Raw genomic sequence first — 14,583 nt, 5'->3', positions numbered from 1 at the left:
CCCGGGGACGGTCGGCCGGGCGGGGTGGTCGGTCGGGCGGGGCGGCCGGCGCGGAGACGGTCAGGCGGACGGCGCCTGCGACTCGGCCCCCGCCCGCCGCGCGTCGGCGCCCCAGCTCGCCAGCAGCCGCAGCGCCTCCGCCGACGCCGACCCGGGCTCCGCGTGGTACGTCACCATCGTCTGCTCGCCGTCGCCGGTGAGCCGGAACCCCTCGAAGTTCAGGGAGAGTTCGCCGACCAGCGGATGCCTCAGCCGCTTCACGCCGTGGCTCTTCTCCTTGACGTCGTGGGTCGCCCACAGCCGCCTGAAGTCCTCGCTCTTCACCGACAGTTCCCCCACCAGGGCGGAGAGCCGCGGGTCGTCCGGATAGCAGCCCGCGTCCATCCGCAGCGCACAGACGATGTCGATCGCCTTCTGCTCCCAGTCCACGAACAGGTCCTGGTAGTCGGGGCGCAGGAAGACGAGCCGTGCCCAGTTGCGCTCCGCCGCCGGCAGCTCCGCCCAGTCGCCGAAGACCGCCGCGGCCATCCGGTTCCATCCCAGGATCTCGGTGCGCCGCCCGATGAGGTACGCCGGCACCGAGTCCATCGTGTCCAGCAGTTGCCGCAGCGACGACCGGACCTGCTGGGGCGGCCCGCTCTGCTTCTTCTTGTGCTTCGGCTTCGCGAGGTGGGTGAGGTGCGAGTGCTCGGCGTCCGTCAGCCGCAGGGCGCGGGCGATCGCGTCCAGCACCTCCGCCGACACGTTGCGGCCGTTGCCCTGTTCCAGACGCGTGTAGTACGCCACCGAGACCCCGGCCAGCTGCGCCAGCTCCTCGCGCCGCAGCCCGGGCACCCTGCGGTGCCGTCCGAAGTCCGGCAGCCCCACGTCCTGCGGCTTCAGCCGGGCCCGACGGGTGCGCAGGAACTCACTGAGCTCGGCACGCCGGTCCAGGGAGGCGCCGGGGGGTTCGGGGCGATCGTCCATGGCGTCCAGTATTCCCGGTCGTACGTCCACCAGCCTGACCCCGCCAGTGGTAGGCACGGCAGTCGTACGCAGAAGCGTGACCTGGGTGAACGCGGGGGAATGGGGGAACCTGTACGGCGTGCCCGGTCCGAAGGCAGGCCGGGACGAACCCCCTCGCTAGGAGAACCCCGGCATGACCACCGTTGCCGCGTACGCCGCATCCGCCGCCAAGGCTCCGCTGGAGCGCACGACGATCGAACGCCGCCCGGTGCGCGAGTTCGACGTCCTGATCGACATCGAGTTCGCCGGCATCTGTCACTCCGACATCCACCAGGCCAGGGAGGGCTGGGGCGAGGCCATCTTCCCGATGGTGCCCGGCCACGAGATCGCGGGCGTCGTCTCCGAGGTGGGCCCCGGCGTCACGAAGTTCGCCGTAGGCGACCGCGTGGGCGTCGGCTGCCTCGTCGACTCCTGCCGTGAGTGCGACAACTGCAAGGCAGGCCTCGAGCAGTACTGCACCGGCGGCGGCGTCGGCACGTACAACGCCGTCGGCAAGGACGGCGAGCCCACCTACGGCGGCTACTCGCAGAAGATCGTCGTCGACGAGAACTACGTCCTGCGCATCCCCGACGGACTGGGGCTCGACGAGGCCGCGCCGCTGCTCTGCGCGGGCATCACCACGTACTCCCCGCTCAGGCACTGGAACGCCGGCCCGGGCAAGAAGGTCGCGATCCTCGGCATGGGCGGTCTCGGCCACATGGGCGTCAAGATCGCGCACGCGCTCGGCGCCGAGGTGACCGTGCTGTCGCAGTCGCTGCGCAAGAAGGACGACGGCCTGAAGCTGGGCGCCGACCACTACTACGCCACCAGCGACGAGAAGACCTTCGAGGACCTGCGCGGCACCTTCGACCTCATCCTCTCCACGGTCTCCGCCCCGCTGAACCTGGACGCCTACCTGTCCCTGCTGCGGACGGACGGCGCCTTCGTGAACGTCGGCGCGCCCGAGGAGCCGGTCGAGCTCAACCTGTTCTCGGTGATCGGCGGCCGCAAGACCCTCGCCGGCTCCGGCATCGGCGGCATCCAGGAGACCCAGGAGATGCTGGACTTCTGCGCGGAGCACGGCTTCGGCGCGGAGATCGAGCTGATCAGCGCCGCCGAGATCAACGAGGCGTACGAGCGGGTGCTCGCCAGCGACGTCCGCTACCGCTTCGTCATCGACGCCTCGACGATCTGACGGTCCTCGGAACGGACAGCGCGGTCGCCGCGCCGGACGTCCGCCGCTCCCGGCCTAGGGAAGGGCCCCCGGCGCAGTCCGCCGGGGGCCCTTCCCGTTCCCGTTCCCGCTCCCGGGCGGCCGGGGTGTATCCCTCAGCCGCCGGTCCGGAGGCCCTGGAGGCCGTCGTAGGCGGCCATCACCAGGTCGAGTCCCCGGGTGTCCTGCGCCGGTTCGCGCATCTGATGGGTCACGTAGGCGACGACCATGCGGGCCTCCGGTTCGATCATGACGGTCGAGCCGCCCCAGCCGCCCCAGCCGTACGTGCCACCGAACCGCCCGTAACCCAGGCCCCAGCTGATCGGCATGCCGAGCCTGCGGTCCTCGCCGCTGAACTGCTCCTCCCACGCACGGTCACGGCCCGCCCGCGACAGCAGCCGCACCCCACGCACCGTGCCCCCGCAGGCCATCGCCGACTGGACCTGGGCGACCGAACGGGCGTTCCCGAAACCGCCGGCCGCCGGGATCTGCGCCCGGCGCCAGGCCACGCTGTTGCCGTCGCGCACCCGGAACGCGGTCGGCGTCGGGGCCGGCGCCGCGTTCGGGTCGGCGGCGGACTCCGGAGCGTCCGTCGCCGGGTCGCCGGCGGCCGCGCCCGCCGTGTAGTCCTCGTCCCGGGACGGCGGCGGGATCGTCGGCGCCACCCGGTGGTCGTGCTCGGCCGACAGCCCCATGTGGAAGTCCGCGTCCAGCGGTCCGGCGATCTCGTCGGCGAAGAACTCACCCGGCATCCGGCCGGTGATCCGGCGGACGACCTCGCCCACCAGGAACCCCTGGGTGAGCGAGTGGTACCCGGCCGCGCTGCCCGGCTCCCACAGCGGAGCCTGCGCCGCCAGTCGGGCCGTCGCGGCCGGCCAGTCGTACAACTCGGCGACGGGACCGACCCAGTCGGGCAGCCCCGCCGTATGCGAGAGCAGGTGCCGTACGAGCACCGCCTCCTTGCCCTCCGCGGCGAACTCCGGCCAGTAGCGGGCGACCGGCGCGTCCAGGTCGAGCTCGCCGCGGTCGGCCAGCACCAGCGCGCACAGCGCCGTCATGGTCTTCGTGACGGAGTAGACGTTGACGAGGGTGTCCCGCTGCCACGGCACCTCGCGAGCCGCGTCGGCGAACCCGCCCCAGACGTCCACCACCGGCTCACCGTCCACGAAGACGGCCACCGAGCCGCCCGCGTCGCCGCCGTCCAGGAGTGCGGCCAGAGCGGTGGGCACCGCGGTGAACAGATCGTCGTACGAGCCCTGAATATCAGCCATGACCGCCATTCAGCCCCCACCGAAGCGCGACGGGCAACCGAAATACCGCCCGCCCGCGCCGCCCGACCCGTCCGCGCCGGCCGGCTGTCACGGTCTGGAGCCGCCGGAGCCGGAGCCGGAGCCGTCGGAGCCGCTCGCCCAGGACTTCGTCAGCGGCGGAGAGGTCTCCTGCGGGCCCATGTCGAGCCGGAACGGCGGATACACGTCGGTCATCAGCGCCGCGTAGACCGCCACCCGCGCGACCCAGCGGGCCAGGCCGAGCAGGAGGTCGAAGAGGTGGACCGGATAGCGGCCGGTGAACGCCAGGATGACCACGGCGACGAACGAGAGGAAGTAGAGCAGGCCGCCGCCGTGCCACCGGTCCATCTCGCCCCAGCTCCACCCCCAGTCGCCGACGAACATCGCCACGACGATGTACTGCGGGATCACCAGCAGCCACCACTTCACCAGGACCAGGCCCCGGGACAGGCGCTCGGGGTAGGCGACGTCGAGATGCGCCGGGTAGTCGCTCACCTCGGCCAGGGTGAACGGCGGATACCGGTCGGTGCCGAGCGCGGCGTGGGCGTAGTAGCCGACACGCCAGTTCCAGCGCAGCACGCCGACATTGAAGTCGAAGAGCGACCGGGGATACCGGCCCGTGAACAGGATGGCGAAGAACGCCACGACGGTCACGAAGAAGAACGCGATCCACAGGAAGAACAGCACGATGTAGTGCGGGATGGCGAGAAGCCACTTCACCAGCCACAGCCATCTGGACAACCGAGGGTCGAGGAACGCCTCGATCCGCACAGGTGACCCGGCGACCGGATTCATGTCGATCAGCTCCTCTCGAGCGCCCCCGCCCCAGCGGCCACCGCCCCCGTCCCGGCCCGGACGGGCCGGCGGACAGGCGGTTCCTGATCATCAATTCAGGCTCGCACAGGAACACACGGGCTGCGACCGGGCCGATCCGACGACCGTCCAGGGGCAGCCGGGAAGGACCGCCCTTCGGGCGCCCCGAGCGGCGGCGCTCAGTGCGGCGGTCAGTGCGGCGCTCAGTGCGGCATGGTCGCCGGGCTGCCGCCGTTCGCCTCGTAGCCCGCGACGGCCAGCGCGCGGTACACCGCGAACTCCGCCGCCGGGTCCGGGGAGAGCGTCCAGGGGAGGGCGCCGACGTGACCGTCCACGTGGACCAGCTGGCTCATCGCCTCCGACCAGCGCTCGGAGCGGACCAGGAAGAAGACCAGCAGATGGCGGACGTGCGCCAGCATCGGGTCGTCGGGCCGGGCCGCGTGCACCGCGAACAGCGCACCGTGCACCGCCTTCGTCACGACCTCGCTCTGGTAGAAGCTCCTGACCAGGTTGACCTCGGGAAGGTGCTCGAAGACCGCGAAGAGGGGCATCGCCGCGAGCAGGGAGCCCCGCGGGGCTCTGGCCGCCGCCGCCTCAGCGAAGTCGTACGCCAGCTCGCGCGAACCGTGCCACTTCTCGCACCAGTAGTGCAGGGCCGCGAGATGCGCCCCCATGTGCGCCGGGGCGCGGTCAAGGATCTTCAGCCAGAGCTGCTCGAACTCGGCCTGCGAGTACCCCATGCCGCGGGCCACCGACAGCTCGACGATGTACGGGACCGGGTCACCGGGGGCCAGCAGGGCCGCCTGCCCGCAGGTGTCCTTCGCCTCCTCCATGATGATCCGGAAGTCGTCCGTGCCCGGCGTCGACGTGCGCCAGGCCTGCTGGACCAGGAACTCGGCGTGCACCGCCGCACCGCCCGCGTCCTTCGGCGCCTCCGTGCGCCACACCCGCAGCCACTGCCCGCCCGGCGCCTCGGCGACCCCGCCCGGCCGCTGCTGCAGCTCGAGAGCCGCCGCGCCCGCGAAGGCCTGGACGCGCTGCCAGCGCAGCTCGCCCTCCGTCTCGGTGCCGGCCAGCAGCTGCTGCGCGGCCCGGTAGTCCTGCGTGCGCTGCACCACGTCCAGCACGTTCAGCAGGTCCTGGTCGGGGCCGGGCATACGGATGTCCAGCTCCTCCGTGGTCAGGAAACCGTAGTTCGCCGGGTCCGCGGCGTCCGGATGATCCGCCGGGACCAGCCCGACCAGGCCGCGCCTGCGCCGCAGCAGCGCCAGCAGCACGAAGCCGATCATGATCACGGCCGTCAGGACCCAGAGAATCTCCATGCCACAAGCGAACCAGACCGCGCCGACAATTGGCCAACCCGCCCCCACGCCTGTGGAAAAACGTCCCGCCGACCGGCGCCCGGACCGGCGCCCGCCGTGCCTCGCTGCGCCCCGGCGCCCGTCCGCCCCGGCGACCGGGGTGACGGGCGACAGGCCCGTGACGGCGGAGCCGGACCGCCGGTGCGGCGGCCGGGCCGCACAGCGCCCGCGAGCGGACTACGCTCGGGGCCCATGAGCGACAGGCACATCAGTCAGCACTTCGAGACTCTCGCGATCCATGCGGGCAACACCGCGGACCCCCTCACCGGCGCGGTCGTCCCGCCGATCTACCAGGTCTCGACCTACAAGCAGGACGGCGTCGGCGGTCTGCGCGGCGGCTACGAGTACAGCCGCAGCGCCAACCCGACCAGGACCGCCCTCGAGGAGAACCTCGCCGCCCTAGAAGGCGGCCGCCGAGGTCTCGCGTTCGCTTCCGGACTGGCGGCCGAGGACTGCCTGTTGCGTACGCTGCTCAGCCCCGGCGACCACGTGGTCATCCCCAACGACGCCTACGGCGGCACGTTCCGGCTCTTCGCCAAGGTCGTGGCCCGCTGGGGCGTGGAATGGTCGGTCGCCGACACCGGCGACGCCGCCGCCGTCCGGGCCGCGATCACGCCGAAGACCAAGGCCGTGTGGGTGGAGACCCCCTCCAACCCGCTCCTCGGCATCACCGACATCGCCGCAGTGGCCCAGGTCGCCCGTGAGGCCGGCGCCCGGCTCGTCGTCGACAACACCTTCGCCACGCCGTACCTGCAGCAGCCGCTGTCCCTCGGCGCGGACGTCGTCGTGCACTCCCTGACCAAGTACATGGGCGGCCACTCGGACGTCGTCGGCGGCGCGCTGATCACCGGCGACGCGGAGCTCGGTGAGGAACTGGCGTACCACCAGAACGCGATGGGCGCGGTGGCCGGGCCCTTCGACTCCTGGCTGGTGCTGCGCGGCACGAAGACGCTGTCGGTGCGCATGGACCGGCACAGCGAGAACGCCACCAGGATCGCCGACATGCTGACCCGCCACGCGCGCGTGACGAGCGTGCTGTACCCGGGCCTGCCGGAGCACCCCGGTCACGAGGTCGCGGCCAAGCAGATGCGGGCCTTCGGCGGCATGATCTCCTTCCGCGTCGCAGGCGGCGAGGAGGCGGCCGTCGAGGTGTGCAACCGCGCCAAGGTGTTCACGCTCGGCGAGTCGCTGGGCGGCGTCGAGTCCCTCATCGAGCACCCGGGCCGGATGACGCACGCGTCCGTGGTCGGTTCCGCCCTCGAGGTGCCCGGCGACCTCGTCCGTCTCTCCGTCGGCATCGAGAACGTCGACGACCTCCTCGAGGACCTCCAGCAGGCCCTCGGCTAGGGCCGACGGCAGGCCTGGGCGTCGGAGGGCCGCCGGCGCGGGTCGTCACCAGCCGGTCAGCGGTGGAGTCGTCTGCGACGGCGGCTCCACCCACGGCTCGACGACCGCGGCCCACACGACGAACGCCACGGCCGCCGCGAGCAGCAGCAGCCACATCAGCCGCAGGGCGAGCGTCCGCCGGCGCAGCAACCGGCTGCCCCGGCGGACGACGTCCGGGTAGAGCTCCGCCGGCAGGGGCGGGGCCGTCCGCTCCATCATCTGCCGGACGGCGGCCTCCCGGGCGGCCCGGTTCACGACGCCGCCGCCTTCGCCCGGCGCACCACGGGGGCGGGTTCGCTCGGTGGATGCAGCAAGGTGGCCGTCGCCCTTTCACAGACCGCGCGGACCCGGTCCTCGGGCAGTCCCAGCAGCGCCCCCACCTGCTCCTCGGCGACGCCCTCGTACAGCCTGAGGACGAGGACGAGACGCTGCCGGGGGGTGAGGCCGGCCAGCGCGCCGACGGCCGAACGCTGGCGGGCACGGCCGAAGGGCAGTGTGCCGTACCGGTGCCAGGCGCCGTGCGCGAAGCGGACCGCGAGGCACTCACGGGCGTGGTCGTAGGGGTCCTCACCGCGCAGCCGGTCCCAGCACGCGTACGTGTGCGCGAGAGCCAGGGTCAGCAGACGACGTGCGCGCGGGTTGTCGTCCGGGGCCTCCGCGGTGAGAAGCGTGGCGGTGTGCAGCAGCCGCCCGCCCGCTCCGGCGACGAACGCCTCGAAGTCCCGGTTCCTGCGGTGTTCCTGGGTTGCACGCCTCTCCTGCACGCCGAGCCTCCCGCCTGACGGCGTCCTTCGGACGGCCATCTGCCCCGGTCTCATCTGAGGCCAGGGGCGGGCTGCCGGTCAAGAGCCGCGCACACACGCCGGAAAGTCGGGCACGCGCGCGTGCCCGGGGGGTCAGGAGGCGGCCGGCGACTGCTCCGCGCCCGGGACGCCCGAGGAGGCCATCCGGGAGGACAGCGCGGTGTTGAAGCGCGTGAGGAGCGCGCAGAACGCCTCGCGCTCCTCCGGTGCCCAGTCGTCCGTCAGTTCGGCCATCAACTGCCGTCGGGAGGACCGCACTTCCTCGAGGCGCGACGCCCCGCGCGGGGACAGCTGGAGCACCACGGCCCGTCCGTCCTCCGGGTGCGAGGTCCGCTTGACCAGGCCGGTGTCGACGAGCGGCGCCACCTGCCGGGTGACCGTCGAGGAGTCGATGCCCATGCTCGCGGCGAGCGCCTTGACGCCCATCGGACCTTCGTTGTCGAGACGGTTGAGCAGCAGGTACGCGGCGCGGTCCATGGAGTTGCGCACCTGTCCGACGCCGCCGAGCCGGGTCTGCTCGGCCCGGCGCGCGAACACCGCGACCTCGTGCTGCAGCGTGTCGAGAAGACCGGTGTCACCGACGGTCGTCATGTCCATCGACATTTCAGGTGTTGTGGGCATGGCCGGGGGCTCACTTCATGAAGGGGCTGCTGGAATGGGGGACAGAGTACGCGGCTGGAAGGCGGGTCGTACCGGCGCTGCGGAAACCGGTCTCGGAGATTGGTCACAGCGGTCGTTCCCGCCTGTGAACTGCGATGCTGGTGTCATGAGCTACAGCCCGGCTGACTCCTTGCGCGCCGTCACCCTCGACGATGTGCGCGGCGCCCAGAAGATGCTGTCGGGCGTGTCCCGGGCGACCGCGATGGAGGGCAGCAGGCACCTGTCCCAGCTGGTCGGTGCGCCGGTGCACCTCAAGTGCGAGAACCTCCAGCGGACGGGTTCGTTCAAGCTGCGCGGCGCCTACGTCCGGATCGCCGGGCTGCTGCCGGAGGAGCGGGCCGCCGGGGTCGTGGCGGCGAGCGCGGGCAACCACGCGCAGGGCGTGGCGCTGGCGTCGGCGCTGCTGGGTGTGCGCTCCACGGTGTTCATGCCCCGGGGCGCGCCACTGCCGAAGATCAGCGCGACCCGGGAGTACGGCGCGGAGGTGCGGCTGCACGGCCAGGTGGTCGACGAGACGCTGGCGGCGGCGCAGGAGTACGCGGCCGGGACGGGCGCGGTCTTCATCCACCCCTTCGACCACCCCGACGTCATCGCCGGGCAGGGCACGGTGGGCCTGGAGATCCTGGAGCAGTGCCCGCAGGTGCGCACGATCGTCGTCGGGATCGGCGGCGGGGGCCTGGCGGCGGGCATCGCGGTCGCCGTGAAGGCGCTGCGGCCGGACGTGCGGATCGTCGGCGTGCAGGCGGCGGGCGCGGCGGCCTACCCGGCCTCGCTCGCGGCCGGGCGCCCGGTGTCGATCGCCAACCCCACGACGATGGCGGACGGCATCAAGGTCGGCCGGCCCGGCGACGTGCCGTTCGGCATCGTGGGCGATCTGGTGGACGAGGTGCGCACGGTGTCGGAGGGCGAGCTGTCCACCGCGCTGCTGCTGTGCCTGGAGCGGGCCAAGCTGGTCGTCGAGCCGGCCGGGGCGAGTCCGGTGGCCGCGCTGCTGAGTGATCCGGGCGCCTTCGAGGGGCCGGTCGTCGCGGTGCTGTCGGGCGGCAACGTCGATCCGGTGCTGATGGAGCGGGTGCTGCGGCACGGGATGGCGGCGCAGGGCCGCTACCTGGCCGTTCGTCTGCGGCTGACGGACCGGCCGGGCGCCCTCGCGACGATGCTCGGGGCGTTGTCGGCGGTCGACGCCAATGTGCTGGACGTGGGTCATGTGCGGACAGATCCCCGGCTCGGGCTGACCGAGGCGGAGGTCGAACTGCATCTGGAGACGAAGGGGCCGGCGCACTGCGCCGAGGTCGGCCGAGCGCTGCGCGAGGCCGGCTACACCGTCATCGACTGAGGCCGCCGGAAAGGACCGCCCGGGGCGCCCCGGGCGCCGTCGGTGGTCGCCTTCCCGGCCCCCGCCGCGAGCGTCCAAAGACGGGCGCGGCGAGGTGTCGGCACAGGTCACAGCGGTCTTCATCACCCATACGTGAAAAGTCCGTTGTGAGACGCGATACATCGCGTTATGGTCGGTGTCACGCCGCCCGTCTCCGCTCCCCGCGGCAGGACGAAAGGCAAGGCGCAGTTCCGGGGTCCTCGAAGAATCCCGCACGAAGGATTCCGCTCGAAGAAGCCCACCTGAAGAATCCCGCACGAAGTATCCCCAACGACGTGGAGACTCATATGCCAGGCGCCATCTACGCCGAAGGCCTGGTGAAGACCTTCGGCGACGTAAAGGCTCTGGACGGCGTCGACCTCGACGTCCCGGAAGGCACCGTACTCGGCCTGCTCGGGCCGAACGGCGCGGGCAAGACCACCACGGTCCGCTGTCTGACCACCCTTCTGCGCCCCGACAGCGGCCGGGCCGTGGTCGCCGGCCTCGACGTGCTCAGACAGCCCAACGAGGTCCGCCGCTCGATCGGCCTGTCCGGCCAGTTCGCCGCGGTCGACGAGTACCTCACCGGCCGCGAGAACCTGCAGATGGTCGGGCAGCTGTACCAGATGAGGGCCGGTGCGGCGAAGGCCCGGGCCGCCGAGCTCCTCGAACAGTTCGACCTCGTGGACGCCGCCGACCGCACGGCCAAGACCTACTCCGGAGGCATGCGCCGCCGCCTCGACCTGGCCGCGGCACTGGTGGTCTCGCCGCCCGTGATGTTCATGGACGAGCCGACGACCGGCCTCGATCCCCGCAACCGGCAGCTGCTGTGGGAGGTCATCAAGCGTCTCGTCTCCGGCGGCACGACCCTGCTGCTGACCACTCAGTACCTGGAAGAGGCCGACCACCTCGCGCACGACATCGCGGTCGTCGACCACGGTCGTGTCATCGCCCGCGGCACCTCCGACGAACTCAAGGCCCGCACCGGCGGGGAGCGCGTGGAGGTCGTCGTGCACGACCGCGCACACATCGCCGTGGCGCAGGAGGTGCTGACCGGCTTCGGCAAGGGCGACACCACCGTCGAACAGCACACCCGCAAACTCACCGTGCCCGTGACCGGCGGCGCCAAGCTCCTCGCCGAGGTGATCCGCGAGCTCGACACCCGCGGCATCGAGATCGACGACATCGGCCTGCGCCGCCCCACCCTCGACGACGTCTTCCTGTCCCTGACCGGGCACGTGGCCGAGGAGCGGGCGGCGACCGACGACGACAACGGACCGAGCAAGAGGGAGACCGTCAAATGAGTGCCGTCACCGACGCCGTGCGCGGCGCGGCGCCCAAGCCCGCCCATCCGCTGGGCCAGTCCGTCCGCGACTCACTGGTCGTTGCGAAGCGCAACTTGATCCGGATGTCCCGCATCCCGGAAATGATCATTTTCGGGCTCATCCAGCCCATCATGTTCGTGGTGCTGTTCACCTACGTGTTCGGCGGCTCCATGCGGATCGGCGACAGCATCAGCGCCACCGCCTACAAGAACTTCCTCATGGCGGGCATCTTCGCGCAGACCGTCACCTTCGCCACCGCGGGCGCCGGCGCCGGCATCGCCGACGACATGCACAAGGGCCTCATCGACCGCTTCCGGTCCCTGCCCATGGCGCGCGGCGCGGTCCTCACCGGCCGCACCCTCGCCGACCTCGTGCAGACCGCGCTCACCCTGCTGGTGCTGGCGTTGGTCGCCCTCCTGGTGGGCTGGCGGGTCGGTTCCGACGGGGACACCAACGCCGCCCGGGTCCTGGCGGCCTTCGGGCTGCTGCTTCTGCTCGGCTACGCGTTCACCTGGATCGGCGCCCTGATCGGCCTGAGCGTGCGCACCCCCGAGGCGGCCACGTCCGGCGGGCTGATCTGGCTCTTCCCGGTGACCTTCATCTCCAACGCGTTCGTGGACACCAGCAACATGACGCCCTGGCTGCGTCATGTCGCCGAGTGGAACCCGTTCAGCGCCACCGTCCAGGCGTGCCGGGTGCTGTTCGCCAACCCGGGCCAGTCGCAGTCCGACGCCTGGCCGATGGAGCACCCGGTCTGGGCCTCGCTGATCTACTCGGTCCTGATCATCGTGCTGTTCAGAACGCTGGCCGTGCGCAAGTACCGCTCGGCCACCGCATGACGGCCACCGCCTGACGGTCACCGCGTGGCGGCCGGCGGTGACGGCCGACGGCCGTGAGTGCCGGCCGCGGCGGACGGACGCGGGGACGACGAAGCCCCCGGCGGCACGGGGCGCCGGGGGCTCGTCCGGAAAGATCCGGGACGCAGGGTCCGGGACGATACGTCCGGGAGGGGAAGGTCCGCGAAAGGGGTCAGCCGCTGTAGGGCTCGGCCTTGAGGATGCGCACGGAGGCCTTCTTGCCGTTGGGCAGCTCGTACTCCGCCTCCTCGCCGACCTTGTGACCGATCACGCCGGTGCCCAGCGGGGACTGCGGCGAGTAGGTCTCGATGTCGGAGCTCGCGTACTCGCGCGAGGCGAGCAGGAAGGTCATGGTGTCGTCCTCGTCGCCGTCGAAGGCGATGGTCACGACCATGCCGGGCGCCACCGTGCCGTCGGTGGAGGTGGGGGTCTCGCCCACCTTGGCGTTCTCCAGGAGCTGGGTCAGCTGGCGCACACGGAGCTCCTGCTTGCCCTGCTCCTCCTTGGCCGCGTGGTACCCACCGTTCTCGCGGAGGTCCCCCTCCTCGCGCGCGGCCGCGATCTTGGCGGCGATCTCCGTGCGCGCAGGACCAGTAAGGTACTCAAGCTCGACCTTGAGCTTGTTGTACGCCTCCTGGGTCAGCCAGGTGACGGACTCGCTGGTCTGGGTCACAGGTGCTCCTCGTCGGTACTGGGAAGTCAAAGCATCGCCCACCCAGAAGCATGTTCCTCAGGTGATGGGCGAAACCACGAGCCTAACAATTCAGTGGCCGAAGGGGGAGGACATAAGCCACCAGAATTGCGTCGGCGCAGGTCAACGAATGTGTATTGCCGTGGGTGCCACTCGCGTGGGGGCTTCCGGGTCAGTCGGCGTGACAGCCGAGCAGCTCCGCCGTCGTGCCCGTCGCGGTCGTACGCAGGGTGACCACCTTGTCGATGCGCGTGTCCGAGCCGGAGAACCGGAAGTCCGCCCGGCCCACCTCGGCGCCGTCGGCGGCCTGCGAGCGCACCGTGCAGTAGCCGCTCGTCCCCGAGTCCTTGCGGACCTCCAGGTGCACCCGCACCGCGGAGTCCGAGGTCGCCTCGAAGGCGATCACCTCGGCGCTGATCTTGTTCTGGCCGACGTAGTGATAGGCGAAGTAGCCCATCAGGGCCAGCAGCAGGGCGCCCAGCACCGCACCGGCGATCTTGAGCTTGCGGTCGGCGCGCTCGTCCGAGGAACGGCCGTACCGGCCCTCCGGAAGCCGCGTGCCGGCAGTGCTCATGATCGTCCTCTCGGCGCGGAATTATTCGCCCCCCGATTCGGTCACTATAGAAGCCTGCGATCGCGCCGGTGCACACCGGGCGCCGACTTACCGAGGATTGAGTCTTGACTGACCAGCTGCGACTGATGGCCGTGCACGCCCACCCCGACGACGAGTCGAGCAAGGGCGCGGCCACCATGGCGAAGTACGTGTCCGAGGGGGTGGACGTGCTGGTCGTGACCTGCACGGGCGGGGAGCGCGGCTCCATCCTCAACCCCAAGCTGCAGGGCGACACGTACATCGAGGAGCACATCCACGAGGTGCGCAAGAAGGAGATGGACGAGGCCCGCGAGATCCTCGGCGTCCGGCAGGAGTGGCTGGGCTTCGTCGACTCCGGCCTGCCCGAGGGCGACCCGCTGCCGCCGCTCCCCGAGGGCTGCTTCGCCCTGGAGGACGTCGACAAGGCGGCCGGCGAGCTGGTGAAGCAGATCCGCACCTTCCGTCCCCAGGTGATCACCACCTACGACGAGAACGGCGGCTACCCGCACCCCGACCACATCATGACCCACAAGATCTCCATGGTGGCGTTCGAGGGCGCGGACGACACCGAGAAGTACCCCGAGAGCGAGTTCGGCGCGGCCTACCGGCCGCTGAAGCTCTACTACAACCAGGGCTTCAACCGTCCGCGCACCATGGCGCTGCACCAGGCGATGCTCGACCGCGGCCTGGAGTCCCCCTACGGGGAGTGGCTCAAGCGCTGGGAGGAGTTCGGGCAGCGGGAGCGCACGCTCACCACGCACATCCCCTGCGACGACTTCTACGAGATCCGCGACAAGGCGCTGATCGCCCACGCCACCCAGATCGACCCCGACGGCGGCTGGTTCCGCGTGCCCATGGAGATCCAGCGGGAGGTGTGGCCCACGGAGGAGTACGAGCTCGCGAAGTCGCGCGTCGACACCGCCATCCCCGAGGACGACCTCTTCGCGGGCATCCGCGACAATGCCTGACATGAGCGCAAGCGTGAGCCTGGCAATGACGCATCTCGTCCCCCTCGCCAAGGAGGTCGACGAGAACAAGGTCACCCCCGGCGTCCTCGGCTTCATCGTCTTCGCGGCGATGGCGGTCGCGGTGTGGGGCCTGATGCGGTCCATGAGCAAGCACATGGGCAAGGTCGACTTCAAGGAGAGCGCGGGCGGCGCCGAGCAGACCTCCGGCGAAAATGCCGGCGGGGAGGCCTCGGCCGCGAAGAGCTGAGCTCGGCTCTCTCTTCGCGAGGCAAGAGGGGCGATCCGAT

General features: G+C 71.2%; 16 protein-coding genes. 7 read left to right on the top strand and 9 right to left on the bottom strand.

The window, feature by feature from the left end:
- Window positions 1-60: 60 nt before the first annotated feature.
- On the bottom strand, window positions 61-966 hold the full coding sequence (locus tag OHS82_RS16730; protein ID WP_057584499.1) for a helix-turn-helix domain-containing protein: 906 nt from the start codon (window positions 964-966) through the stop codon (window positions 61-63).
- A gap of 172 nt (window positions 967-1,138) precedes the next feature.
- Here OHS82_RS16730 and OHS82_RS16725 point away from each other — a divergent pair, with 172 nt between their 5' ends.
- Window positions 1,139-2,179, top strand: coding sequence for an NAD(P)-dependent alcohol dehydrogenase (locus OHS82_RS16725; protein ID WP_057584498.1), 1,041 nt, complete (start codon window positions 1,139-1,141; stop codon window positions 2,177-2,179).
- A gap of 134 nt (window positions 2,180-2,313) precedes the next feature.
- Here OHS82_RS16725 and OHS82_RS16720 read toward each other — a convergent pair whose 3' ends face one another.
- The 3 genes from OHS82_RS16720 to OHS82_RS16710 form a co-directional block, all read right to left on the bottom strand.
- Window positions 2,314-3,468 carry a serine hydrolase domain-containing protein gene (locus OHS82_RS16720; RefSeq protein ID WP_057584497.1) on the bottom strand — a complete coding sequence of 385 codons (1,155 nt, stop codon included), beginning with the start codon at window positions 3,466-3,468 and terminating at the stop codon, window positions 2,314-2,316.
- A gap of 87 nt (window positions 3,469-3,555) precedes the next feature.
- Entirely contained in the window at window positions 3,556-4,281 is a 726-nt protein-coding gene (locus OHS82_RS16715) for a DUF4389 domain-containing protein (protein WP_328434092.1), read from the bottom strand.
- A 221-nt stretch (window positions 4,282-4,502) separates the two neighbouring features.
- Window positions 4,503-5,621 carry a hypothetical protein gene (locus OHS82_RS16710; RefSeq protein ID WP_057584495.1) on the bottom strand — a complete coding sequence of 373 codons (1,119 nt, stop codon included), beginning with the start codon at window positions 5,619-5,621 and terminating at the stop codon, window positions 4,503-4,505.
- A 231-nt stretch (window positions 5,622-5,852) separates the two neighbouring features.
- Between OHS82_RS16710 and OHS82_RS16705 the strand changes: the two genes are divergently transcribed.
- The gene (locus tag OHS82_RS16705) at window positions 5,853-7,007 is read left to right on the top strand and encodes a cystathionine gamma-synthase (RefSeq protein ID WP_057584494.1); all 1,155 of its coding nucleotides are present in this window, start codon (window positions 5,853-5,855) and stop codon (window positions 7,005-7,007) included.
- A gap of 45 nt (window positions 7,008-7,052) precedes the next feature.
- On the opposite strand, the gene OHS82_RS16700 is transcribed toward OHS82_RS16705, so the two are convergent.
- The 3 genes from OHS82_RS16700 to OHS82_RS16690 form a co-directional block, all read right to left on the bottom strand.
- Window positions 7,053-7,301 carry a hypothetical protein gene (locus tag OHS82_RS16700; protein ID WP_057584493.1) on the bottom strand — a complete coding sequence of 83 codons (249 nt, stop codon included), beginning with the start codon at window positions 7,299-7,301 and terminating at the stop codon, window positions 7,053-7,055.
- Window positions 7,298-7,810 carry a sigma factor-like helix-turn-helix DNA-binding protein gene (locus OHS82_RS16695; RefSeq protein WP_328434091.1) on the bottom strand — a complete coding sequence of 171 codons (513 nt, stop codon included), beginning with the start codon at window positions 7,808-7,810 and terminating at the stop codon, window positions 7,298-7,300. The genes OHS82_RS16700 and OHS82_RS16695 overlap by 4 nt, the downstream gene beginning before the upstream one ends.
- A gap of 132 nt (window positions 7,811-7,942) precedes the next feature.
- The gene (locus OHS82_RS16690; protein ID WP_199863990.1) at window positions 7,943-8,452 is read right to left on the bottom strand and encodes a MarR family winged helix-turn-helix transcriptional regulator; all 510 of its coding nucleotides are present in this window, start codon (window positions 8,450-8,452) and stop codon (window positions 7,943-7,945) included.
- Window positions 8,453-8,615: 163 nt separating this feature from the next.
- Between OHS82_RS16690 and ilvA the strand changes: the two genes are divergently transcribed.
- From ilvA to OHS82_RS16675, 3 genes are all read left to right on the top strand, one after another.
- Window positions 8,616-9,845 carry a threonine ammonia-lyase gene (ilvA, locus tag OHS82_RS16685; protein ID WP_057584491.1) on the top strand — a complete coding sequence of 410 codons (1,230 nt, stop codon included), beginning with the start codon at window positions 8,616-8,618 and terminating at the stop codon, window positions 9,843-9,845.
- Window positions 9,846-10,171: 326 nt separating this feature from the next.
- A complete protein-coding gene (locus OHS82_RS16680) occupies window positions 10,172-11,167 on the top strand; it encodes an ATP-binding cassette domain-containing protein (protein ID WP_057584490.1) in 996 nt (331 codons plus the stop codon).
- Window positions 11,164-12,027 (top strand): ABC transporter permease, encoded by an 864-nt coding sequence (locus OHS82_RS16675; RefSeq protein WP_328434090.1) that lies wholly within the window; start codon window positions 11,164-11,166, stop codon window positions 12,025-12,027. Before OHS82_RS16680 ends, OHS82_RS16675 begins: the two co-directional genes overlap by 4 nt.
- Before the next feature lie 190 nt (window positions 12,028-12,217).
- Here the strand turns inward: OHS82_RS16675 and greA are convergent, their stop codons facing one another.
- Both greA and OHS82_RS16665 read right to left on the bottom strand, forming a co-directional pair.
- The gene (gene greA, locus OHS82_RS16670) at window positions 12,218-12,718 is read right to left on the bottom strand and encodes a transcription elongation factor GreA (protein ID WP_266724089.1); all 501 of its coding nucleotides are present in this window, start codon (window positions 12,716-12,718) and stop codon (window positions 12,218-12,220) included.
- Between the two features lie 190 nt (window positions 12,719-12,908).
- A complete protein-coding gene (locus OHS82_RS16665; protein WP_057584487.1) occupies window positions 12,909-13,310 on the bottom strand; it encodes a DUF4307 domain-containing protein in 402 nt (133 codons plus the stop codon).
- Between the two features lie 125 nt (window positions 13,311-13,435).
- Here OHS82_RS16665 and mca point away from each other — a divergent pair, with 125 nt between their 5' ends.
- The gene (gene mca, locus OHS82_RS16660; RefSeq protein WP_057584486.1) at window positions 13,436-14,296 is read left to right on the top strand and encodes a mycothiol conjugate amidase Mca; all 861 of its coding nucleotides are present in this window, start codon (window positions 13,436-13,438) and stop codon (window positions 14,294-14,296) included.
- Window positions 14,289-14,543 carry a hypothetical protein gene (locus OHS82_RS16655; protein ID WP_079041633.1) on the top strand — a complete coding sequence of 85 codons (255 nt, stop codon included), beginning with the start codon at window positions 14,289-14,291 and terminating at the stop codon, window positions 14,541-14,543. The genes mca and OHS82_RS16655 overlap by 8 nt, the downstream gene beginning before the upstream one ends.
- The last annotated feature ends 40 nt before the right edge of the window (window positions 14,544-14,583 follow it).

The sequence above is a fragment of the Streptomyces sp. NBC_00425 genome (genome assembly GCF_036030735.1).
GTDB lineage: Bacteria > Actinomycetota > Actinomycetes > Streptomycetales > Streptomycetaceae > Streptomyces.
This window is presented reverse-complemented; position numbering and strand designations above follow the sequence as displayed.

Coding starts and splice junctions, on each gene's coding strand:
- OHS82_RS16730 (WP_057584499.1), bottom strand. CDS start 966: ATGGACGATCGCCCCGAACCCCCCGGCGCCTCCCTGGACCGGCGTGCC.
- OHS82_RS16725 (WP_057584498.1), top strand. CDS start 1,139: ATGACCACCGTTGCCGCGTACGCCGCATCCGCCGCCAAGGCTCCGCTG.
- OHS82_RS16720 (WP_057584497.1), bottom strand. CDS start 3,468: ATGGCTGATATTCAGGGCTCGTACGACGATCTGTTCACCGCGGTGCCC.
- OHS82_RS16715 (WP_328434092.1), bottom strand. CDS start 4,281: ATGAATCCGGTCGCCGGGTCACCTGTGCGGATCGAGGCGTTCCTCGAC.
- OHS82_RS16710 (WP_057584495.1), bottom strand. CDS start 5,621: ATGGAGATTCTCTGGGTCCTGACGGCCGTGATCATGATCGGCTTCGTG.
- OHS82_RS16705 (WP_057584494.1), top strand. CDS start 5,853: ATGAGCGACAGGCACATCAGTCAGCACTTCGAGACTCTCGCGATCCAT.
- OHS82_RS16690 (WP_199863990.1), bottom strand. CDS start 8,452: ATGTCGATGGACATGACGACCGTCGGTGACACCGGTCTTCTCGACACG.
- ilvA (WP_057584491.1), top strand. CDS start 8,616: ATGAGCTACAGCCCGGCTGACTCCTTGCGCGCCGTCACCCTCGACGAT.
- OHS82_RS16680 (WP_057584490.1), top strand. CDS start 10,172: ATGCCAGGCGCCATCTACGCCGAAGGCCTGGTGAAGACCTTCGGCGAC.
- OHS82_RS16675 (WP_328434090.1), top strand. CDS start 11,164: ATGAGTGCCGTCACCGACGCCGTGCGCGGCGCGGCGCCCAAGCCCGCC.
- OHS82_RS16665 (WP_057584487.1), bottom strand. CDS start 13,310: ATGAGCACTGCCGGCACGCGGCTTCCGGAGGGCCGGTACGGCCGTTCC.
- mca (WP_057584486.1), top strand. CDS start 13,436: ATGGCCGTGCACGCCCACCCCGACGACGAGTCGAGCAAGGGCGCGGCC.
- OHS82_RS16655 (WP_079041633.1), top strand. CDS start 14,289: ATGCCTGACATGAGCGCAAGCGTGAGCCTGGCAATGACGCATCTCGTC.